Source organism: Nitrospira sp. BLG_1 (assembly GCF_047338595.1).
Lineage (GTDB): Bacteria > Nitrospirota > Nitrospiria > Nitrospirales > Nitrospiraceae > Nitrospira_D.
Genome location: NZ_JBLFBO010000013.1, coordinates 1 through 21803, shown reverse-complemented (window position 1 = coordinate 21803; position 21803 = coordinate 1). Strand labels below are relative to the sequence as shown.

The 21803-nt window shown below is 51.4% G+C and carries 15 protein-coding genes and 3 pseudogenes; 7 read left to right on the top strand and 11 right to left on the bottom strand.

Annotation, left to right across the window (positions count from 1 at the left end):
• Positions 1 to 41 precede the first annotated feature (41 nt).
• The 4 genes from ACMTNU_RS12030 to ACMTNU_RS12015 all read right to left on the bottom strand — a co-directional run bounded on the left by ACMTNU_RS12030 (position 42) and on the right by ACMTNU_RS12015 (position 7860).
• Positions 42 to 2357, bottom strand: coding sequence for a polysaccharide biosynthesis tyrosine autokinase (locus ACMTNU_RS12030; protein ID WP_413935502.1), 2316 nt, complete (start codon positions 2355 to 2357; stop codon positions 42 to 44).
• 98 nt (positions 2358 to 2455) lie between these two features.
• Complete coding sequence (locus ACMTNU_RS12025; protein ID WP_413935501.1) at positions 2456 to 4993, bottom strand: polysaccharide biosynthesis protein; 2538 nt, start codon at positions 4991 to 4993, stop codon at positions 2456 to 2458.
• Positions 4993 to 6150, bottom strand: a complete 1158-nt coding sequence (locus ACMTNU_RS12020; RefSeq protein WP_413935500.1) for a DegT/DnrJ/EryC1/StrS family aminotransferase — start codon at positions 6148 to 6150, stop codon at positions 4993 to 4995. Before ACMTNU_RS12020 ends, ACMTNU_RS12025 begins: the two co-directional genes overlap by 1 nt.
• A 573-nt stretch (positions 6151 to 6723) precedes the next feature.
• Positions 6724 to 7860, bottom strand: coding sequence for a DegT/DnrJ/EryC1/StrS family aminotransferase (locus ACMTNU_RS12015; protein ID WP_413935499.1), 1137 nt, complete (start codon positions 7858 to 7860; stop codon positions 6724 to 6726).
• A 424-nt stretch (positions 7861 to 8284) separates the two neighbouring features.
• Between ACMTNU_RS12015 and ACMTNU_RS12010 the strand changes: the two are divergent.
• Positions 8285 to 8698: pseudogene (locus tag ACMTNU_RS12010) on the top strand (transposase); the annotation flags it as partial.
• A 132-nt stretch (positions 8699 to 8830) separates the two neighbouring features.
• Here the strand turns inward: ACMTNU_RS12010 and ACMTNU_RS12005 are convergent.
• From ACMTNU_RS12005 to ACMTNU_RS11995, 3 genes are all read right to left on the bottom strand, one after another.
• Positions 8831 to 10159 carry a glycosyltransferase family 4 protein gene (locus ACMTNU_RS12005; protein WP_413935498.1) on the bottom strand — a complete coding sequence of 443 codons (1329 nt, stop codon included), beginning with the start codon at positions 10157 to 10159 and terminating at the stop codon, positions 8831 to 8833.
• Between the two features lie 109 nt (positions 10160 to 10268).
• Positions 10269 to 10523 carry a transposase gene (locus ACMTNU_RS12000; protein WP_413935497.1) on the bottom strand — a complete coding sequence of 85 codons (255 nt, stop codon included), beginning with the start codon at positions 10521 to 10523 and terminating at the stop codon, positions 10269 to 10271.
• A gap of 323 nt (positions 10524 to 10846) precedes the next feature.
• Positions 10847 to 11554 carry a class I SAM-dependent methyltransferase gene (locus ACMTNU_RS11995; protein ID WP_413935496.1) on the bottom strand — a complete coding sequence of 236 codons (708 nt, stop codon included), beginning with the start codon at positions 11552 to 11554 and terminating at the stop codon, positions 10847 to 10849.
• 347 nt (positions 11555 to 11901) lie between these two features.
• Between ACMTNU_RS11995 and ACMTNU_RS11990 the strand changes: the two genes are divergently transcribed.
• Positions 11902 to 12543: a class I SAM-dependent methyltransferase gene (locus ACMTNU_RS11990; protein ID WP_413935495.1), complete on the top strand. Its 642-nt coding sequence runs from the start codon at positions 11902 to 11904 to the stop codon at positions 12541 to 12543.
• A gap of 78 nt (positions 12544 to 12621) precedes the next feature.
• Here the strand turns inward: ACMTNU_RS11990 and ACMTNU_RS11985 are convergent, their stop codons facing one another.
• Genes ACMTNU_RS11985 through ACMTNU_RS11975 form a run of 3 tightly spaced genes read right to left on the bottom strand, consistent with a single transcriptional unit; the run spans position 12622 to position 15504 of the window.
• Complete coding sequence (locus tag ACMTNU_RS11985) at positions 12622 to 13731, bottom strand: glycosyltransferase (protein WP_413935494.1); 1110 nt, start codon at positions 13729 to 13731, stop codon at positions 12622 to 12624.
• Positions 13732 to 13748: 17 nt separating this feature from the next.
• Entirely contained in the window at positions 13749 to 14708 is a 960-nt protein-coding gene (locus ACMTNU_RS11980; RefSeq protein WP_413935493.1) for a methyltransferase domain-containing protein, read from the bottom strand.
• Between the two features lie 4 nt (positions 14709 to 14712).
• Positions 14713 to 15504, bottom strand: a complete 792-nt coding sequence (locus tag ACMTNU_RS11975; RefSeq protein WP_413935492.1) for an ATP-grasp domain-containing protein — start codon at positions 15502 to 15504, stop codon at positions 14713 to 14715.
• A 1001-nt stretch (positions 15505 to 16505) separates the two neighbouring features.
• Between ACMTNU_RS11975 and ACMTNU_RS11970 the strand changes: the two genes are divergently transcribed.
• The 3 genes from ACMTNU_RS11970 to ACMTNU_RS11960 all read left to right on the top strand — a co-directional run bounded on the left by ACMTNU_RS11970 (position 16506) and on the right by ACMTNU_RS11960 (position 20498).
• A complete protein-coding gene (locus ACMTNU_RS11970) occupies positions 16506 to 17741 on the top strand; it encodes a right-handed parallel beta-helix repeat-containing protein (protein WP_413935491.1) in 1236 nt (411 codons plus the stop codon).
• Between the two features lie 150 nt (positions 17742 to 17891).
• Entirely contained in the window at positions 17892 to 18719 is an 828-nt protein-coding gene (locus ACMTNU_RS11965) for an IS630 family transposase (RefSeq protein ID WP_413935490.1), read from the top strand.
• A gap of 441 nt (positions 18720 to 19160) precedes the next feature.
• Positions 19161 to 20498 carry a right-handed parallel beta-helix repeat-containing protein gene (locus ACMTNU_RS11960; RefSeq protein WP_413935489.1) on the top strand — a complete coding sequence of 446 codons (1338 nt, stop codon included), beginning with the start codon at positions 19161 to 19163 and terminating at the stop codon, positions 20496 to 20498.
• 83 nt (positions 20499 to 20581) lie between these two features.
• Here ACMTNU_RS11960 and ACMTNU_RS11955 read toward each other — a convergent pair.
• Positions 20582 to 20941, bottom strand: a pseudogene (locus ACMTNU_RS11955) (IS1595 family transposase); the annotation flags it as partial.
• Between the two features lie 64 nt (positions 20942 to 21005).
• On the opposite strand from ACMTNU_RS11955, the pseudogene ACMTNU_RS11950 reads away from it, so the two are divergent.
• Together ACMTNU_RS11950 and ACMTNU_RS11945 are read left to right on the top strand one after the other, a co-directional pair.
• Positions 21006 to 21499, top strand: a pseudogene (locus ACMTNU_RS11950) (transposase); the annotation flags it as partial.
• Positions 21500 to 21565: 66 nt separating this feature from the next.
• Positions 21566 to 21803: transposase (locus ACMTNU_RS11945; RefSeq protein ID WP_413935488.1), on the top strand; the 238-nt coding region annotated here is incomplete at its 3' end.

Here is a 21803-nt window from a genome sequence, read left to right as displayed (position 1 = left end):
GCGAGACTTCAGGCCCATCACATGTACCATGGAGCCAGGACCTACACGGCTACGGAACGCTCACGAGGTGAATAATCCAACATGTAGCTTGGAAGCGAGTTGGACGCCACGCCATTCAGGATCACATGGATGGGTTTTTGCGCCCGTAGTGAGCTTACCGCTTGCTTGACCGCCTGCTTTGACGTCACATTTGCCCGTACGACAAGCAGATGCAAATCGCAATGGCTTTCCAGCACATTCATCGTTGCCACGGGAAGGATGGGAGGTGCATTCAGCAGGATATAATCAAATTCATCCCGTAACTGTGACAATACTCCGTTTAGTTGGCCAGCCCGCAGCAATTCAGTTGAACCAGCCACCGATTTGCCCGCAGGCATAATCCAACAGGAGACATCAGAAAAGGCCCCCATTGCTTGCTGTGGAGAGACATCGCCCCTCAAACAATCAATGAGTCCGTATTCGACAGGCGCCTCTAGAAACGCCGCCATTTCAGGAAATACAAAGTCACAATCCACCAGCAGCACTCGCCTTCCAAAATCTCGAGCAAGTGTATACCCCAGATTGATGACGGTTGTTGTTTTCCCCTCACCCTTGATTGCACTCGTCACAGCGACGACAGCCGGTCCACCCGCTTCATTGGCGAGTTGTAACCGTGCCGCAGCCACGCGATATTGCTCAGCCGCCATGGAACGCGGGAAGAGCTTCGTGATAAACCTCCGATCAAGCTCCTGGAAGCTCGATTGACCAACGGCGGACCGATTGCTCACCGCAAGCTCAGATCGAGAGTTCATGGTCATACCCAGAGACGGCCTCGGTAATGCCGGCCTTTGCAATGAATCCGAACCATTTCCCGTATGCCATAAGGATGCAAAATCGGGAATGGCGGCCAATAATCGAGGACCTGCCAGAAGAAATTCCACATCTTCTGGGCTTCGAAAATGTTCCGTCAGTCGTTCGCGCAGGACCGCCAACCCGCCCCCCAATACACATCCGAACAAGAACCCCAGTACCAAAACCCGTGGAGTGTTTGGAATGGCCGGCACCGTCGGCAAATTGGCCTTGTCTATGATGCGATACTTCCCACTTTTTTGTCGTTTTTCAATATTTTCTTCGACTCTCGTGTGCAGCCGCTTATCAAGGAGCATCGTGTAATTGTTCTTCAATGTATTGTAATCTCGTTCAAGAATCAGGAGTTCCTGCTCCACGATGGGGCTTCTTTCTAGCCGCTTTTCAAGCTCTTGCTTGCTGGAATGGAGCTGCTCGAGACGCCGTTGGAGAAGCGCTAGTTCCGTTCGCACCTCACTCTGCAGCTTGGCCAAGTCCTGAAGGTACGGATCAAGCGGTGCCTTGTCCGACCGGATTACATCCCGACCATACACATTCACGAGTTCGTCCTCTACTTGTCGAAGTTGTTCCTTGACTAACACGACCTCAGGATACCCATCCCAGAACTCAGCCCTCAGCTTCACAAGTTGTTCTCGCAGTTCTCGAAGCCGATTAAACAACGGATCTGGTGCCATGGATCGTGAGGTCGCAAAACCGGGGCTCTGTTGTCCAGACGCTCGGTACTGCTGCACCGCTTGATTCAGCATGGCAAGCTTCTCGGAGTGACGTTGCAGGTCCTCTGTCGTCCTCGTGATATCAGCCTCTATACGATCAAGCGACCGCATATTGGTCTCTGCCTGACTGGGGAGACCGCCCACATGAGATTTCTTGAAGCTACTGAGATTATCTTCCTTCTTCTCCAGCTCACGCTTCAACGCTCGCAGCTCTTCATCGAGGAATTCCCCCGTACCTTCGACGTCCCGCTCACGTTCTCGGTTGTTTTCTTGAATGAACCTGTCTGCGATCCCAGCAGCTACCCGCCTGGCTGTTTGGGGATCCTGATGAAACACGGAAACCACGAATCCATCAAGCAGGTTCAGCTGGCTTTTGCCTCCAGCAGGGTCGATCATAGCTCTCTCAACCATGACCCCACCGGCTAATTCATCCCAGTCAATGACCGCTGATGTTCCATCGCGACCCTCAACGTGCTCACTAAACTCCTTTTCCAACCCCCTTAAGAAGTCTCGGCTTCTGATCTGTTTCTGAATAAGAAAGAGACGTTTCTCAAAAAGTCGATCCGTATTCTCTCCTGTATCCAGAACATTGTCGATTCCTTTGCGGCCTTCTTCCACTATTAACGTTTGCGATTGATAATACTTAGGAGCAATCAGCAGGTACATCCCGGCCAGTATCAGTGAAAGCGCAATCGCACCTGCAATGATCCATTTGTTGCGGGATACGATGAGGACATACTCGTGGACCTGGGCGAAGCCTGTTTGTTCCGGTGAAGCAGCTAAGTCAGGATATTGCATGGTTACTCCCAGATACCGTAAAGTCAAACACCGTGAATTCAGGGGAAAAGGCGCCTTGATGGCTTGTTAGCCTTTCGCATCACCTTTCTCTATCCTGCTTAGATTTGTGCCGATCCTGTCATGACCCCAGCAGCCTCTGTATCCGGTACCGACGTTTGGAACATCGGAACGATCCCCTTCAATTGTTCCAATATCACATCCGGCTCATCGTGAGAGCTGGCCGCTTCCAGCGCTGATAGCTTTTCTCGAAACACGTCGAAGTCGAGAGGATTGACCGTCCGGATTTGCAAAATCTTCTCCAGCGGAGAGCTAACCGCAATCTCTCCCTCACCGACTAATTCCTCATACAATTTTTCTCCGGGACGAAGCCCTACGAATCGAATAGGAACATCTCTACCGGGGACAAGCCCGGACAAGCGGATAAGGCTTCGAGCAATATCGAGCACTTTGATTTGTTCTCCCATATCGAGAATGTAGGTCTGACCTTGTTCTCCGATAGTTGCCGCCTGAAGAACCAGCTGAACCGCCTCCGGAATCAGCATGAAGTAGCGTCGGATTTCCGGGTGCGTGACCGTCACCGGTCCACCGGACCTGATCTGTTCCTGGAACCGGAGCAAGACACTCCCACTACTGCCGAGAACATTGCCGAACCGAACAAGTAAAAATCGCGTCCGGCTGGTTCTGGCAATATCCTGGATAACGAGCTCCGCCACCCGTTTGGTCGCACCCATCACACTCGATGGATTGACGGCTTTGTCGGTCGAAATATGAACAAATTGCTCTACGCCATAAAGACTGGCCGCCTCAGCCGTAATACGCGTACCCATGCAGTTATTCTTCACTGCTTCAACGGGATTCGCTTCAACCAGTGGCACGTGCTTATGCGCCGCCGCATGGAACAAAATCTGCGGGCGATATCGCTCAAACACAGACGAAAGCCTTTGCACATCCGTAATATCCCCGATCAGGGGAATAATGGGAAAGGAATATTTCTTATCATCAAGTTCCTTATGGATATTGTAGAGACTGTTCTCGTGACGCTCATACAACAACAGCTCCTTTGGCTCGAACGACGCAATTTGGCGAGCCACTTCGGACCCAATAGACCCGCCCGCACCAGTAATCATGACTGTTTTATTTCTCACTAACTGCCTCGTGGCACGATTGTCGAGATTCACCGGGGCACGTGACAAAAGATCAGGGATGGACACATTTCGGATCTGACTGACGGCGCTTTGATCCGTAAGCAGCTCCTCTTTCCCAGGCAATGTCTTAATTGACACATCATATGGCTCTAGCTTAATAACCAGGTCTCGAAGGAACTCAGGTGTCGGATTGGGCACCGCCACTACAACAACTTCTGGCTTGAGCGCTTCCATGAGTTTGGGGATATCCTGCATGCCCCCCAGTACGCGGACTCCGTGAATGCGCTGATTGAGGAGCAGACTATTGTCATCAACAAGCCCAATTGGCTGGCAGTTGAATGCGCTGCGCGTCTTCATCTCTCGCACAACCCGCTCGCCGGAATCTCCAGCACCAATCACCAACACCCTTCGTCTTTTCTGAAATATTACTTTATCCCGCAAAACTCTCGACGACAATCTCACGCCGGCAAGAAATCCCACAACGAGTATGGCATCGATCGCAAAGATGGAACGAGGATAGCTGCTAATCCCCATTACCCAATAAACCCAGCCCACAAATGCTACCGTACTCACCAAAACGCCCTTCAGAATATTTTGAAGATCCCAGAGACTAGTATACCTCCACAGACCTTCGTTCAAGCCATACAAAGCAAATGCAACTCCTCTCACGGCAACCAATCCCAGGACCGTCTGCTCGAAGACATAGCGATCGCTCTGAGGAATATTTCCATCGTATCGCAGGAAAAAAGCGAGGTAGTTAGCCAGAATGATAAGCCCTACGTCGACGACAACGATAATAGGCCGCCTCCATCTGGTAATGAAAGCAGACAGACCTGCCCATGGAGAATCTACTGAAACCTCCACTGCAGCCCTAAGTTCCGGAAGCGTAAGAACTACGAGGGGCAATCTGGCAATACGAAGCACTGTTTGCAAGATAATGGCGAAATCAAGCCGCAACGACATATGGCGGACATAGAGCTTCGCCAGCCGTAGCTTTTCCGGAAGAACTTTATTTTGATACTCTTCTTCAGGGTTCGTCGAAACGGCGAGAATCGCGGCCTCATCAATATACTTCAACGAAGCCAAATCCGTAATCCCCGGTCGCACCGTAAGCACCTCGGCAAATTCTGCACGTGCCCGCTCCACATAACGAGGCACTTCCGGTCTTGGCCCCACAAGGCTCATATCCCCCAGAAGGACATTCCATAACTGCGGCAATTCATCGAGTTTAAGCCCCCGCAAAATATGCCCGACTCTGGTGATGCGACAATCCTGCCCAACGGTGATAAGAGAGCCACCTGCAGAGTCATTCGCGACCATGGTCCGAAACTTCCGAATCGCGAATGGGCGGAATCCTTGCCCAACGCGAATCTGCCGGAAAATCACGGGCCCGGACGAGTCCAGTTTGATCAACACAGCAATAATAGCCAGAAGCGGCAAGGTGATGATCAATCCAAGAGCTGCCAAACAGATATCGCAGGTGCGCTTCATTAGCGTCGGCTCCTCTTCACAAGATCGCGAACGATCCCGATGACACGATCAATCTCGTCCTCCGTCATTTTTGAGTACAGCGGCAGCGAAACGATTCGCTGGAACACCCTGCTCGAAACTGGGAAATCTTCAGGTCGGTAACTTCCCTTATCTCGGTGATAGGGATGCAGATGAAGAGGGATGAAATGTACACTGCACCCAACACCAGCTTCCTGAAGTTGACGAATGAACTCATCACGGCTGATCCGTAAGCGATCCAACTCTAATTGGATCACGTACAAATGCCATGCATGTTGCACGTGCGCGTCAGTTTGAGGGCAGGCAATCTCAGGCAGATCCTTAAACCCTTCCGCGTACCGAGCCGCATATTGCTCTCGCCCCTTCCAAAACCGATCGCACTTCTTCAACTGAGCCAAACCGAGGGCAGCAGCAATATCCGTCAAGTTATACTTAAATCCAGGTGACAGAATTTCGTAATACCAGGACCCCTGCGATGAATAGCGGTTCCATGCATCGCGGCTGAGTCCATGTAAACTCATCATCCGCATACGGGCAGCCCACTCAGCGTTATCCGTAGTAATCATCCCGCCTTCGCCGGTAGTAATATTCTTTGTCGCATAGAATGAAAAGCATGTGATGTCAGAGATGCTCCCAATCATTTTCCCGTGATATCGTGCCGGCAACGCGTGTGCCGCATCTTCGATCACATGCAAGTTGTTTGCTTTTGCAATCGCATGAATAGGCTTGAGATCGCAGGGATGCCCGGCAAAATGGACAGGAATGATCGCTTTTGTCTTCTTTGTAATGGCTTTCTCAATCAAATCCGTGTTCAGGTTCAAGGTACTTTCGGTACAATCCAGTAGCACCGGCTTGGCCTTAAAGTACGTCACCACCTCGGCCGTCGCCGCGAAGGTCATGGTTGGAACCAGAACCTCATCACCTTCACATATGCCAATCGCCTCAAGCGCAAGATGGAGTGCAGCCGTACAAGAATTCACAGCAATGGCGTGCTGGGCTCCCACCATCGCAGCAAACTCTCTCTCGAATTCTCGAACTTTAGGACCCGTCGTCAGCCAGCCTGACCGGAGAACTTCAACGACCTCAGCGACTTCCTCTTCACCCACATCAGACCTATGAAACGGCAGAAAGTCTTTCATTCGCTGAACTCCTCTCTGGTTAAAGACCGCTCACCAAACAAGACACACTTTCCCATAACTTCAAAAAATCACAATCCGTCTTTGGGGGGGGCAATAGAAACACGGCTATCCTGAAAGGCGGCGCATCCGAACGGCACTTAACCAATAATATTATACAATAATGGGAAACTTAAGGCTACACAGAGAATACCGAGATTAAAGCTTTATAATCCAGGATTTGACGATTAACACCTTACGGTGTAACCATATCCCCCTGTCAACCCAGGAGGACCTTGGAATAGAGATAGTGTACTCACCGGTAGCTTGGCTTTAGAGGATGACCTTGAAGGTGCGGAATTCGTTGCATCTGGCGACTTGGACCGTGGAACCGAGAGTGTCATCCACGGCGGTGGCGGACGGTTCTCCTATATGACTGCAGCTGTCAAATAGTGGACGCTATGGATTGCCGCCTCATGCCATCGGCTGTTAGGGACCCTGGCGTCTGTCGGTTTTAGGATAGGCTCTAACCACACTGTCCGAATTTCCGGATCCCCCTCTGTATCCTACAATTTCAAGAAACGCCTCAACCACCAACTATCTATAGAATGTGGCGACAGCGTCGACGACCTCAGCTTGCTGGGCTAGTGTCAGTTCCGGATAGATCGGAACTGCGACGGTCTCGTTGGCCGCGCGTTCCGATTCAGGGAAATCACCTTCCTGATGCCCCAAATATCGAAAACATTCTTGCAAATGAAATGGCACCGGATAATAAACCTCCGTTCCAATTCCTTTCTGTTTGAGATGAGCCATGAGATCGTTCCGTCGCTCCACGCGCAGCACGAATTGATTATAGATGTGGTAATGCTTCACACCGGAGATTCGATAGACAGCTTCTGGCAACTGCACTTTTCCCTTCTGGATCAGACCACTCTGTTGAAACAACTGCTTATAACAGTCAGCATTTTCCTGTCGACGTTGAGTCCATTGGTCTAGATATTTCAGCTTTACGTTGAGTACCGCGGCCTGAATGGTATCAAGCCGGAAGTTCCCACCAATCAATTTGTGGTAGTACTTCGGCTTACTGCCGTGGGTACGAAGAACTCGCATCCGTTCCGCGAGATCGGGATCATTGGTCACAACCATCCCGCCATCTCCTAAGCAGCCGAGGTTCTTACTGGGGAAGAACGAGAAGCAACCAATGGTCCCAATACTGCCGACGCGTCGGCCGTCGGTATACTCGGTCCCGATCGCCTGAGCGGCATCTTCGATTACGGCCAGCTGCCGGCGGTGTGCAAGATCCATGATCGGTCCCATGTCGGCCGACTGTCCATAGAGGTGGACAGGGATGAGGGCTTTCGTTCGCTGCGTTATGGCCTTTTCGATCTTACCAGGATCCAGATTGAACGTGCGGGGATCGATATCGACAAGCACCGGCTTGGCGCCGAGCCGAACCACAGCTCCGGCAGTGGCAAAGAAGGAATAGGGCGTCGTAATCACTTCATCTCCCGGCCCCACACCCAGGGCCATCAACGCGATCAGGAGAGCGTCGGTCCCTGAAGTCACCCCGATCCCATACTTCGCTTGGCAGTAGGCGGCGATTTGTTCTTCTAATTTTCCCACTTCAGGCCCTAAAATGAAGGTCTGACTCCGGAAGGTCTGCTCTATCGCCGCCATAATCTCCTGATGAAGCGGCTCGTGATGCGCTTTCAAATCAAGTAGTGGAACGCCCATGCCGATCTCCTAGTTGAATGCTGGTCAATACCCGCCGAAGTAGGAAAGGCCGAAATGTAGTACAGCCAAAGCATGTATGTAATCATGCGCTTAACGAGTAATCTGCCGATCGCGGGGCAGGTTAAACAATCATGAAGGTTGGCTTGACCACACTACCGATTAGGCAAATAAAGGAATCAAGAACGTGCAAAATTCCTGTGGTGGCAAGATATCACGTACGAAGTCCGGACTCCAGCTTTTTAGCGACCAGTAATCAGTGGGGCTGAGACCCCGAGCTAAGGGTTTCGTATAGAGGCGGAGGCCCATCGCCAACGGCCTCTGCGTGAGACCAAGCGGACGCGCAATCGGACCAAGTCGAAAATCCTGGCAAAAGTGGAACCTGCGGTCTTGGTGCTGAAGCGGATCTTCGGATGGGCCAAAGTCCGCTAGTCGCCGCGTGTTGGCCTGGCGGCTCTCCAATACGCTGACCACGGACTTCTTCCTTGACGCGGTGCGAGAGGCGATCGCGCAGTTTGGCTGCCCGGAGATCTTCAACACCGATCAGGGTTGCCAATTGACCAGCCTGGAGTTCACGACCGTACCGAAAGACCAGGGCATCCAACGCAGCATGGATGGTCGCGGCTGTTGGCGGGATAACGTCGTTGTGGAGTGCCTCTGGCGGAGCCGCAAATATGAAGAGGTCTATCTGCGCGCTTACGAGACTGTGCACGACGCCCACCAGGGGGTGGCGCGCTACGTGACCTTCTACAATCAGATCAGGCCACATCGCGCGCTTGACGGACGCACGCCCGATCGCGTGTACTGGAAGAACCGGCCCGCACAGCTTTCCGCTGCGTAGGCCCTCACTGCTAGGCACCACTTATGGACCGGCAGAGTCTGTCCAATCAAGTGGCGCCACCTCTCTTCTTTCAGGCAACGCCTATCCAAACTTCACCTTGCGGATGAGACAAAAAGTACAACTGACGATAGGCTATCCTCCACCATTTTTTGACACCCCAGACGGAGTTGACTTACCCCCCCCGTCATCAACAGATAGATTCCCCTCTGCGACCACTCCCGATCTCTTCAGCTGTCTAAGCCAATTGGGGACAATGGTATTCCATGAAAATTCACGCTCGACAAGCTTGCGACCTGCCACCGAGAACGCATCGCGACGTCCTGGCGCATCCACCAACCTGCGCACGGCATCAGCGAGAGACGCAGGATCCTCTGGAGGAACCACGATACCACAGTCATTGTTCAGAATGATTTCCGCCGATTCTCCAACTCCTGCGTAAATAACCGGCACGCCGCACGCCAACGGCGGAAATATTTTCGAAAGACGCATCTTCTGCGCCACTGGAATGTTACGAAGAACAGCGATAAACGCATATGTAACCGACATCAACGAGGATCTCTCTTCGAACGGTGAATCCTTAAAAAGCACGTTGGAAATACCCTCGATTCTCGCCCGATCAATCAACCGTTGTCTTTCAGGCCCTTTCCCCACCATTAGGAACACGATATCCGAACGATCCTTTAACCGTTTTGCCGCATCCAAGATGAGGTCGAGCCCCTGGTAATCAGCATGGGTTCCAGCATAAGTTAGAACCTTCTTGCCGGTCACGCCCATCTGCTCCGCACATTGTGCATCATACGGTAGAGGATGAAGCTGTTCTAAGTCCACGCCATTGGGGAGGAAACTCAGTTGCTCCCTAGGAATACCTCGAACACTGACAAAATGCTCGATGAAAGCAGGTGTGACAGTGGCCACGCTATATGCGTGCTCCATGAGAAATGTCTCGATCATGGTCGCCAGCTTCACGAACGATCGACCAACCCAGGCCCGCTCACCTGCAATCTCCACCTGTAAATCTGGAGTGTTATAGATATATGGCACTTTAAGAAACCATCGGGCTAACAGGCCATATAGCGCAAGCGAGAGAGGCTGCGCTTCGATGAAGATAATTTGTTTATCGCGGGCAAGCCCTAGGTAAAACAGCGCGTGAAACGTGAAACTCAAATAATTCATTAGACGCTGAAATACTTTTTTCCCACCAGCCGGGTATAACCAAATCCGCTTGATCTTAATGCCGTCAATCTCATCGTTTAGACTAAACTTACCCCGATAGCCTTCGTGGATCACGCCTTCTGGATAATTGGGCATCCCCGTCAAAACAGTCACTCGGTGACCTAACCGCGTCAACTCTTTTACCAAGGCCCTAAGACGGATCTGAGGTGCTCCTGTCTCTGGATGGAAATACTGCGTGACAACCAGCCAATCGTGGAACTCGGAAGGCTTCCTTTGTATGGAGTTCATGAGGCTAGATGATTGCAATGGAGTTCTCACCATTCTTGAACCTTCCCACAATCCTCATAAATCATACACAATCTGATCTGTTGCCACTCTGGAAAGGATCTCCCTGAACTCATCGTGGCAGTTCGTAATGGCAGTAACCTCGGATCCCTTGAGGAGAACATCCGATGAAGGCACTGCGGAGCAGATGAATGTGATTCTTGTCCGTCCCAATCGCCTCCAGCTCAATTGGAAATCGCTCCGCAAGCTCGGTCGCTGTCTCCCGAATAATGGCGGTCACCTCGTCATCCTGCAAGGCCTTGCGATATTTCATCGGAAACACAATGTGGTAGTGGACTTGCCACGCACAGTACGCCCCTCTCTTCACCTCCTCTTCTCTTTGATCCTCCATGCACCAGAGGGTACCAGAGAGACGGATCCCCGTAGCGAGCTACGGGGGATCACAAGTTGAAAAATAGTGGACAGTGCGGGTCTCACGGAAAAATTCGTGTTAGAAACAAACATGAACACCCTCGCGTTCCCTCTTGCTATAAAAAGATGCGTATCTGCGCAGCCCCAATAAGGCGGAAATAGTAATTCAGCAGAAGGATGCGCGGCATAAATTTTTAAAACCAGCTTGAGCGAATAGTCCTTTCCTCACATCCGTGCTATTAGCCTTACCTTATAAGAACATATAATGTTAATTATCACCTAATCTTTTTTAATTACAGCAAGATAATGCGTATTACACAGTCGGATTCGTTCAAGGGCATAACAGCCCCACCAGGTATAGGGCGCAAGTAAACGACACAATGGCGGTGCTAGGGAGACCCGATAGCAGTCAACATGACAGTCTGGGAATAGGTGAGCGATCTCACGCTTTGGTATGCCTCGCACATTGGGATTCGACGGATTGTTGAGGAAGAAGTCATACCAAAAAATCAGGCCGCCCTCCTTCAGCACACGAAGCATTTCGCGAGCGACCATTTCTTTCACCGGCATATCCGGGATGGAAGAGAAGACGGTAAACTGAAAGACGAGATCAAAATTGGCGTCACTAAACGAAAGTCTCGCGGCGTTGCCATGGTGAATTTGCACTCCTGAAGGGCATAATTGCCTGGCTTTGGCAACGCGGTCGGTAAGAATATCGATTCCTGTCACACTATCTGGACTTGCTCCCCATTTAATAAACTCGCGAAGCCACTGTCCAGTTCCACATCCGACCTCGAGAATCTTTTTATCTTGAAGATGGCTGAAATTTCTTGATCTCAAAACCGCCAAGATGTTCCGCTCCAACTCCTGAACGCGGTAAAGATGCGCTTGGTTGAACCACGAATATCGGAATGCACCCTGCCGCTTCGCGTAAACCGATTCAATGCGCGTCTCTTCCGACTCTAGGTCAGCCTCGGGTTGATCCATTATTGAGCTTCTATAATCTTTTCGGCGTTCCTGAGCATGCAGTTAATAGACATCACAATTCAGTCTTACTTATACCGTGAAGTATTTTCGTGTCCAGCCCTGACAACCTGGACTGCGTCTCTTTAGGATCAAGAAATCTAGCGCGGGCTAGTTTTCCCCTTAAAACTCTATCCTTGACTGGGAAGTTAGCACTGCATATCATACCACAGGAGCAATTGCGTTTTGTCTAATATGTATGCGTCAACAGAGAGTGCTTATTGTCTGCATGCCTAATACTAGTGGATCGAGAGAGCATTATTCGATGGATGTATGTGAACAACGTTGATTACGACTGAGGATATGTTTATATGGAGTCTGGTCAGGAAATAACTAGTCGACCGCTGCAGCACCTGGATTATTTCATGGAATGGGGAGGGAAGGCATGGCAACGTCTCATGGCACATGCCTTTCAGGACTTCATAGGAACGGATTTACACGACCAACTGATACTCGAAATTGGCACGCGCTATGGGAAAATGGCATGCTTGTTTGCGCTCCTTGGCGCCAAAGTTGTTGGCCTTGATATGAATAAGAAGTCCTTGGGGATTGCACGGGAGGAAGCAACTGAATTGAATGTCGCGGACATGATATTGTTTGTTCGAAGCGGAGGTGACTTGGCACCTGTCAGTGCTAACGCCTTTGATATGGTATTCTCTAAAAGCGTCTTGGTTTTAGTTCCGGATTTGGTTCGTTTTCTAGAAGAGGTCAAGGAAAAGTTAAAGCCTGGCGGGAAGGTTGTGTTTTTGGAAAATGCGAAGGGACCTTGGTGGATGCATCTCCTACGCACATTCCGACATGAGAAATGGGACTATACGAAAGCGCGGTATTTCACTTCGCATGAAATACAAACAGTCTCTGAAGTTTTCGATGACTTCGTCGTGAGAAGTTGGGCATTTCCTCCGATTGTTCTCATCATGGCACGCAAGCCACATTCTGACAATCAGACATGAAGCGCGATAAGGAAAACCATCATGGTCATATGCCTAACCTAGTCTCAGGGAAGGCTCATGTCAATAAATAACAGCATTTCAATGGCCCTTTAATTGCCCACTGAAATTCCTCCTTCTTGCCAAGATAGACAAACAAAAGTCCACCAGTAGACTAGGATTGATCATCGTGCCACTCGCAGGACCCAGTCGTTGATAAGACTCCACCACTTCACGGTAGAAACTCCCCAGATGCCGGGCAGTCTGCTCCAAAGAAAGCGACCGCATCTTTGTACGGCCTGCTATGCGCCTCTTGTTAGCCGCCACCAAGCTTAGCTTGACCCCCAAATCCTCTGGATCTGGCGGCGCGATATGACATCCCGCAATCCCATCAATTCTTTCACGCACATCCCCCACATCCACTGAAACGACCGGGAGATCACACGCGAGAGCTTCTTTGATGATATTTGGCGATCCCTCATGTAAAGAGGTCAACAGCACCACATCGCTGGCATTCAACCAGATAGAAACGTCTCCATGGGGCACTCCACGAAGTTGATGCAACTCTGCATTCAGTCCCGATCGGTTAGCTTTGTCGACTGCCGCTTGTGCCAAGTAGAGACGTTTTCGAGGGTCGCCACCGGCATTCGTGGGGAATAAAACATGAAACCTGTTTGGATCCCATCCTAACTTGTTGCGACAGTCCGCCTGGTCGAGCGGTCTGAACCGCTCAAGATCAATGCCGCTGGGAATGATTCGAACCTTGGATCGACTAATGGTAGCAGGAAGTGCTTCTTCAAGATTCCGAGATTTGACCACAATACCAACAGCTCGTCTCGCAGCAATATGCGACGCCAAAATCCCATATTCACTGCTGACTCTTCTTAGTAATCCCGATAGATATTCTCCTAACAAGTCAGACCCACAGAATGAAACCACCGTCGGCCTATCCACAACGATTCCTGTCACGCGCTCTGCCAGGACCCCCCCATACATAGCATGAACCACATCGGGACAAAACTGCTCCATACGACGTCGAAGCTCTACTCCCATGGTAAAATAGGAGCGCATGCCTCTCTCAAAGCGATCAACAAGCATCACGTCAACATCCAGACCGCTACGTTTTAGCCCAACGACTTGCTGTTCGACGAAGGTACCCAACGTCGGAAACCTTGTTGTCGGATAGATATTGGTCACCGCCAAAACGCGCATGGAATTCTTTCGGGAGACTAGTTGCCGAGCACCTGAACAGATTTAGGTTTTTGGAGAACCAACAAGACACCGCTTGTTAGGGCGTCGGGTTCGCTCATTTTTGAGAATCGCCGGGCCAGAGCCGATGCGTCAAGTCCATGCGGTGCTTGATCTCGCTGCGTTAGGAGGAGCTCAAAACCCACTTTCTTGGCGAGAGTAAGATGTGTGCTGAGCGGCTCACGATTTAACAGAAATTCCCGTTTTCCCCGGACCAGTTTCCACTGCCGATCGGAGTAGGCCCGATGACCGTTCCAAAACGGCGACCGACCATGAGCCCTAAAATCGATCACATGCGATGAGTAGCCGCCGGGCTTCAGCCAGGCAAACATAGCCCGATACGTCTCCTCAAGACTGTCAACGTGCTCAAGCACGGCCTGCGAGAAAATTAAGTCCAGAGAGGCTTCATCAATCTGCGGCAACGACATCCACGGAACTCTGTACCCGAGAAGAAAACCGCTGTCGAGCCCGCTTCCGAGCTGAGCGCGAATCTCTTCGGCTTTAGTGATGACATTCCCCCGATCAACTGCATGACGTGGATACTCCCACGAATCGATCCGGGGTCGAACGGAAGGAAATTCCTTGTCGTCCGGCACCTGCGCCTCCTTCATATACATATCCAGCAGCTCATCAAGCATCTTGTTCAAATCAGCCTTCGCTGAATAGGGGACGATATCCAATCCCACGTATCGGCCCGCACCGGAGAGCAAGGCCGAAAGGCCGATACCAAGACTGTCTCCTGGACCCAGCTCACCAATGTTCGCCCCCCTAACATTGAAACCATACCGGTTGAGCGTGATTAAGTGACGAAACCAAACGGAATAGCAGTATCGAGCCGAGTCAGATCCTCCGGTCGAGGCATGGCGTTGACGCCATGCATTCAAGATAGGCACCCATGTCAACATCCCCAATAGGATGTGTCGGGCCTTCCACATTTGCATCACATTACCCCCCCCCATGTTCTTGCTTTTTCTCCCCCGATCGACATGCGATAAGGTAACGAACTCTCTCGTTCGCACAGGCATTGCGTGCAAAATCCCCTGGCTCAAACATCCACTCGGAGCTCCCTGCCTTTTGTACAAACCTCCCCGCTATCCCGTCTTTTCGCATCTGATCCACCGAATGACTCGCCCCGAAGACCGCTTGTAGTTCATTGACAAGCAATCGACCATCTGTAGTTTCGAACGCATCAACGTCCATACTTCGAAACCCTCCCTTTTCGGTAACGTCCAAAAGAAAATTAAGATGCCGTTCTTCAGGAACATCCCACTCAACGACTCCGGAGCCACTGTGGAAACCGCCGACGCAACCTTTTACGTGGCCGAAAAATGAGTCTCCAATCCTGACCAATCTCCATTCTTTGAGCACGGAAATGTACTCCTGAAGGAGCACGGTCCCCCATTGCCTGTCGCGGCGATCGAAACCATTGGGCAGAATACCTTTTTGAAAAACCTTGCCTACAAATCGCCGAAGCTTATCCCGATCATGAAATAACCTTACTCCGGAAGCCACCGCGCCGAAACTCGCTTTAAAAACTACGGGCAGGTCACACGAAGCAACAAATTGCCGACACTCGTCCAGATCATAGAACACCCAGGTCCGCGGATGGGGAATCCCATTGGTTGCCAGCCAATAGGCCAACCGGCGCTTGTCCTCGTAGAACCACATTTCACGCGTGGTGGGAAAGACCGGGATTCCCATTTCGCGATCGAGAATTTCGATTCGGTCCTTGATCATCGAGTTCCAAATACTTAAATAGGGCTCCCCCCAAACGAGTATAGCCTCGCAGGAAGATTCCCGTACTCGGTCAAGCCAGTCAGATTTCGTGATATCGATAACCCTAAACGGCACTCCCATTTCCAGACATGCGGCCACATAACTTCCATGTGCCTGCATAGAATTCTTGATGATTCCAATACGGAAAGGGATACCACTTGAATTATTATCACTTGAAAGAATTCCAGAATGAGAAGATAGTTCTTCGTTCCACCGCAATTTGAGCGGAGTAAGACAGATATATCGTTGCACCCAATATCGAACATTCTTAGGAATCCAACGTCTCACCAACGAGATCCACTGACTCTGCTTCACTGAGAAAGCACCCTCCTTCCGTCTTTACAAGCCTTGACAATATGTGAATCAGAGATAGATCAGAGACTCAACTCACCACAATACGAAAACCACAGGCCATTCCTCGACCAAGGTATTTGGAACTTCTCTCTGTACAGAGATATGAATAAGAGTATCGGCTCTCTGATCCTCATCAACAACGGACTCCGAAACATTTCATGAGGGACACAACGGGGGTGCAGCTGAAAAACGGCCTCCGCGTTGGTTCGAAGATCACACACATTACTTCACAAAACAAGAGAAAATACTGATCCTGTTGACTCCGAGGTACAGCATCGACTGGAACACAGCCATTAACATAAGTACGCCGCCAAGAGCCGTGATTTCAGCAGGATGCGCGTATGGTGCAGCACAATCCCGGATGTCATCGAAATAGCCAGTGTCTCTTTCCACCTACATTACTTACAGCCTAAGTACATCCATCCCAACATCTTTCTTCCAATTTATTATGCACTTATAAAAGTTTCCATTTGGGCACGATTACTGCTTATCATTGTTTGAACGAGGCATTACTGGTCCTGATTTCTGGCATACTTCACCCTAATTTACCAGAAACCTCATCGGTTGAGGGTTACTACACATACATAAGGTATTAAAGGAGTTTTCACATGTCCCCACTCAAATTGGCAATTAGCGTATTATTGTTGGCTACTGGCTTCCTACCCGCGATGGTTACCCACGCGGCGACGTACTATGTCGCCACGAGCGGAGACAATGGCAATCCTGGCACAAGCTCTCAACCGTGGCGGACCGTTGGCTATGCGGTGTCCAAAATGATCGCAGGTGATACAACCTACGTAAAAGGAGGTACGTACAACGAGTCGGGCATTAAATTCAGGAGATCTGGCACCAGCGCATCTCCGATCAAGCTGTTGAATGTCCCCGGCCAGTTCCCAATCATTAACTGCGCCTCCAAAAGTGCAACCTCAGCTAATTCAGTCCTCTTCCAGAACGGCTCGGGTTACAAATATGCAATCGGGTGGATCACCCTTGAAGGGTTTGAGATCCGGAATTGTTACAATGGAATCCTGCTCTATAACCTTCACGATTCCGCGATCCGACGCAATTGGGTCCACGATAACATTAATCAAGGCGTTTTGGGGAATGGCACTAGGATTCTTTTTGACCGTAACAGAATCAATCATAACGGACCGTTTGCGACAAAACCAGACAGTATTAAGGCACACGGTATCTATCTGAATGGAAGCGCAATTACGGCCACGAATAATCTGATCTATGACAATCTCTCATATGGGATCACGCTGAACGGGGCCAGCGGTTCTGTGTATGATACAACAGTTCATGCAGGCCCAGAATTCGCGGCCTCGAATAATTGGGTCATCGCCAACAACACCTTTGCCTACAGTAGAAACCGTGGTGGCATCGTCGTCTGGGGTTCAACCGCTAAGAACGCACGGATTGAGAACAATATCTTCTATGAGAATAGTGTCACATTGCCATCTTACCGTGGGCAAGGAATTGAGTTTCTAGGTTCCGGTACAGGGAATACAGTTAGAAATAACCTCGCTTTTGCGAGTGGGTCTGGAGGCACAAAATTTATCGAAGGGGGGACCCAGGGGACCCAATACACACAGTCCGGCAACGTAGTGAACACGGTCAATCCGGCATTCGTCAACGCACCCTCCACACGGCCATCAGCACCGAATTTTGCCCTTACCTCAGGAAGCCTAGCCATTAATAAGGGCTTGACCACCTCCGCGACGAAGACCTCGTACACGAACGTCACTCGACCACAACAATCTATCTATGACATAGGTGCCTTTGAATTCTACAGTAGCAGCACTAGTCTCGCCGCGCCAACATCACTCCAGCTTGCTAACTGACGTCATGGATCCCACGGTTCGTATCGTATCCACCACCGCGCTGCTGACGCAGCGCGGTGCCCTTATCCTATAACCACACCTCCTCCGTCGTTATAGCTAAGCCCACAATTATAGATAGACATGAAGGCCGACTCGCGCGATCATGGGGGCATGAGATGCTCAACTGATTTGCGCCAGCGGGTGGTGGATTTTGTCCGCAGTGGGGGCAGCAAGGCCGAGGCCGCTCGGCGATTCAAGGTGGGAGAGGCCTGTGTGTACCGATGGCTCAAGCCCGGTGGTGTGGCGTACCAGCGACCTGGCCCGCAAGGGCCTCGTAAACTGGATTGGGACGCGCTGCACCGTCATGTCGCTGCGCATCCTGATCAGACCCAAGCAGAACGGGCGCGGCATTTCCAGGTCTCCCGGCATTGCATCTGGCACGCACTCCACAAACTGGCCGTGACCCATAAAAAAAGGATGGGCTACCACGAACGTGATCCGCAGCAACGGAAACAGTTCCTGCGCCTGCGGGAACGGTTCTTTCGCCGTGGCAAACAGCCCGTTCATATCGATGAATGCGGCTTTGCCACATCGACGGCGCGACGGTATGGGTATGCGCCGAAGGGCCACCGCGTGGACGGTCTCGTCTCCGGGCATCGACGGCCACGGACCTCGCTGCTTGCCGCCCGTATGGATGGACGACTCGAAGAACCGCTGCTCTTCGAGGGCACCTGCGATACGGCGATCTTCAACACCTGGCTCCAAACGAGACTATGCCCGCGCCTCAACGCCCAGCATCTCGTCATCCTCGATAATGCCTCGTTTCACAAATCGCCCGAGACGGCGCAGCTCATCGCCGCCACCGGCGCCACGCTGCTCTTCCTGCCGCCGTACTCGCCCGACTTCAACCCCATTGAGCATGACTTCGCCGCTCTCAAGAAGCGCCGCGAGTATCAGGACCAAGCCACCCTCGACGACATCGTGAGAGGCTATCACTGATTGTGGGCTTAGCTATATTCCATACCATGACTCATCGCCATTGATGGGCGACATAGAGGTGGCTCCGTGATTCCGTCTCGTTCGTTTCATTGCCTCGCTCCTTTGTGTCGCCACCTTCCGATGGCGTTGGTGAAGCCAGGCTGCCACTTATCACACTGTCCGAATTTCTGGAGCCCCCTCTCATTGCCAGCTCTAGCATCAGCCATAGTACCCGATGGCATAGGAATCAGAGCAACCAGTTGCCAAAGTCCTTTTCGGCACACACTAGTTACAGCCCGTGAACGGTTTTGAACGGCCTGGACTGATTTTTTACAATTTCTTCTTTATTTTTGCCAAACCCGTGAATGTCCAATTTGGCATGATTGCTGCTTGAGCATGTGGTGCGAACGCTCATGTCTGTGGAGCCATCTCAGCATAATTATAGACTATAAGAGGCTAAATATGATCATTCGACTCACACGAGTCAGCGGTGCCTGCATTTTCGCGAGTGCCCTCTTGACAACCATTGCGAGTTGTCAGCACTACTTTGGTGTGGCCCATGCGGCAACATATTACGTCGCCATAACCGGAAACAATAGCAATCCTGGCACAGAAAGCCAGCCCTGGCGGACGGTGGCTTATGCAGTTTGGACGATGGTGGCAGGAGATACGACATATGTCCGGGGTGGGGCGTACAACGAGGGTGAGATTCGGTTCCGTAATTCAGGCACATCGGGTGCGCCCATTCGCTTGCTCAGCTACCCAGATGAGGCCCCCATCATACAGTTCATCGACCCTCATAGCACCTCAAACCGAATACTGATCCAACACGCCAATGGGTATAATCGCGCCATAGGCTGGATTACGATTGAAGGATTCGAGATACGGAACGGCTATGAAGGGATCAAGTATCATAACCTGCACGACAGCACGATCCGGCGCAATAGGATTCGTGACAACCTAGGGCAAGGGATTCTTGGGGTCGGCGGAACAAGGGTTTTGATTGATCGAAATATCATCAGTCACAACGGCGACTTCGCACTATGCGCCAGTACCCCTTCTGCGTGCAATAAAGAGCATGGTATTTATGCGAACGGCTCCGCCATGACGATCACGAACAATCTCATTTACGACAACCTGTCCTACGGCATTACGTTTAATGGGTCGTCCACTTCCATTTACAATCCTGCCAAGTTTGCCGGACCGGAGTTTGCTAATTCAACGAATTGGGTCATCGCCAACAACACCTTTGCCTACAATAGATACCGTGGGGGGATTGTCGTATGGGGAACAACCTGTAACAACGCGAGGATTGAGAACAACATTTTCTATGAGAATTCCGTCTTGGTGTCTTGGGCACCGCAGGGGATTGAATTCGTCGGCGCCAGCCTAGGTTCGTCACGTATGACTATCCGCAATAACCATTTTTATGCGTCTGGCAGTGGGGGGACCCTTGCCATAGAGAGTGGTGGTCCACTAGACCTCGTATCGAGCGATAATATTATCAATGTAAATCCACCGGCGTTTGTGAACGGCGGATCGAACACATTGCCTGCCTCACCCGATTTCCGCCTGACTGCACGAAGCCCAGCCATCGACAAAGGCTTGCCTCCCGCTGATGAGCCCCCAGGTGAGACTCTTCGTACAGCTTTTGACGACGCTCTTTGGAAGGCTCGTCGTACAGACTTCGCCGGTACGACTCGCCCTCAAGGGCGTGCTTATGACATCGGCGCCTATGAATACCGCGCTGATGGCGACTCCCAATCACCCACCACGGTACAGGGCGTTCAAATACGCTGAAGATACTTTGGGTGATTACACGCTTACAGTTTCGGGGCAGGTTCTTGAGGTACAAGAGAATAAGGGGCTGGCATAGCTAAGCGCTAGTGCCTGGTTGATTTGTACCAGGATTTAAGCTGCTTCAGCAGCTGTTGATGATTGCCGCCATTGAGGCGCCACTCACACTCCTTCAAAAACCAGTAGAAATGGTTCGGTGTGATGCCATTGAATCGACGCAAATGCCGCTTCGCTTGGTTCCAGAAATTCTCAATCCCATTGATGTGATGGCCCCGTTTGGTGACGAAGACCTTGCTGTGATTGACGCGTCGATGGTGAAACTCTGAGACATCCAGCACATCATACGCGGTGAAGCTATCCGTTTAGACGATGCTGTCTGGTGGCACCTGCTCACGAATGATGGGCAGCCGCGTTCTCGACTGGGCATTCGGAATAATCGCGGTAAACTGACCTTCCCCCGATTTCACAGACACCTGTATAAGGAGGGATGTGATGAAATTGGAGGAAGGAATGACCACGAAAACCAGACGGCAGTACACGAACGAGTTTAAAGCAGAAGCGGTTCGGTTGGTGCGCGACTCGGCACGGCCTGTCGCTGAAGTCGCCCGAGACCTCGGTATCGCCGACCATCTGCTGTACCGCTGGCGGGCCGAGCAACAGCAGGCAGAGAGCCACGGGCACTCCCGCCAGTCGATGCGCGAGGAACAGGAGGAGCTTGTGCGGCTAAGGCGAGAAAACGTGACGCTGAAGCAGGAGCGTGATTTTTTAAAACGTGCGGCGGCGTTCTTCGCGAAGGAGTCGCGATGAGATACCGAGTGATCCAGGAACACGACCGTCGCTATCCAATCCGCTTGATGTGCCGTGCCCTTGCCGTCTCGGCGGCGGGCTACTACGCGTGGCGGTCACGGCCGGAGAGTGCCCGCTCCATCCAGACGCGTATACTGCGTTCAGCCATTCGCATGATCCATCAAGAGTCGCGGCACACCTATGGAAGTCCACGCATCTGGGGGCGTGTAAGATTAACTGTGTAACTGGTTATCATGCTTCTTCTAGAGAGGAGGGAGGGTTTGATGACCAAGCCAGATACCCAAACGGATGCGTTGCTGGATGAATTACTACAGGGCTGTGAGTCCCCGGAAGAGATTCTTGGCGAACATGGATTGCTGAAAGGCCTCACGAAACGGTTGGTGGAACGCGCCCTGGCCGCCGAATTGACCACCCATCTTGGGTATGCGCCTCATGCCCGCTTGCTTTCGAAAGGAGACAATGCTCGGAATGGCAGTAGTCCGAAGACGGTACAGACCGAGC

Coding starts and splice junctions, on each gene's coding strand:
- ACMTNU_RS12030 (WP_413935502.1), bottom strand. CDS start 2,357: ATGCAATATCCTGACTTAGCTGCTTCACCGGAACAAACAGGCTTCGCC.
- ACMTNU_RS12025 (WP_413935501.1), bottom strand. CDS start 4,993: ATGAAGCGCACCTGCGATATCTGTTTGGCAGCTCTTGGATTGATCATC.
- ACMTNU_RS12020 (WP_413935500.1), bottom strand. CDS start 6,150: ATGAAAGACTTTCTGCCGTTTCATAGGTCTGATGTGGGTGAAGAGGAA.
- ACMTNU_RS12015 (WP_413935499.1), bottom strand. CDS start 7,860: ATGGGCGTTCCACTACTTGATTTGAAAGCGCATCACGAGCCGCTTCAT.
- ACMTNU_RS12005 (WP_413935498.1), bottom strand. CDS start 10,159: ATGAACTCCATACAAAGGAAGCCTTCCGAGTTCCACGATTGGCTGGTT.
- ACMTNU_RS11995 (WP_413935496.1), bottom strand. CDS start 11,554: ATGGATCAACCCGAGGCTGACCTAGAGTCGGAAGAGACGCGCATTGAA.
- ACMTNU_RS11990 (WP_413935495.1), top strand. CDS start 11,902: ATGGAGTCTGGTCAGGAAATAACTAGTCGACCGCTGCAGCACCTGGAT.
- ACMTNU_RS11985 (WP_413935494.1), bottom strand. CDS start 13,731: ATGCGCGTTTTGGCGGTGACCAATATCTATCCGACAACAAGGTTTCCG.
- ACMTNU_RS11980 (WP_413935493.1), bottom strand. CDS start 14,708: ATGCAAATGTGGAAGGCCCGACACATCCTATTGGGGATGTTGACATGG.
- ACMTNU_RS11975 (WP_413935492.1), bottom strand. CDS start 15,504: ATGATCAAGGACCGAATCGAAATTCTCGATCGCGAAATGGGAATCCCG.
- ACMTNU_RS11970 (WP_413935491.1), top strand. CDS start 16,506: ATGTCCCCACTCAAATTGGCAATTAGCGTATTATTGTTGGCTACTGGC.
- ACMTNU_RS11965 (WP_413935490.1), top strand. CDS start 17,892: ATGAGATGCTCAACTGATTTGCGCCAGCGGGTGGTGGATTTTGTCCGC.
- ACMTNU_RS11960 (WP_413935489.1), top strand. CDS start 19,161: ATGATCATTCGACTCACACGAGTCAGCGGTGCCTGCATTTTCGCGAGT.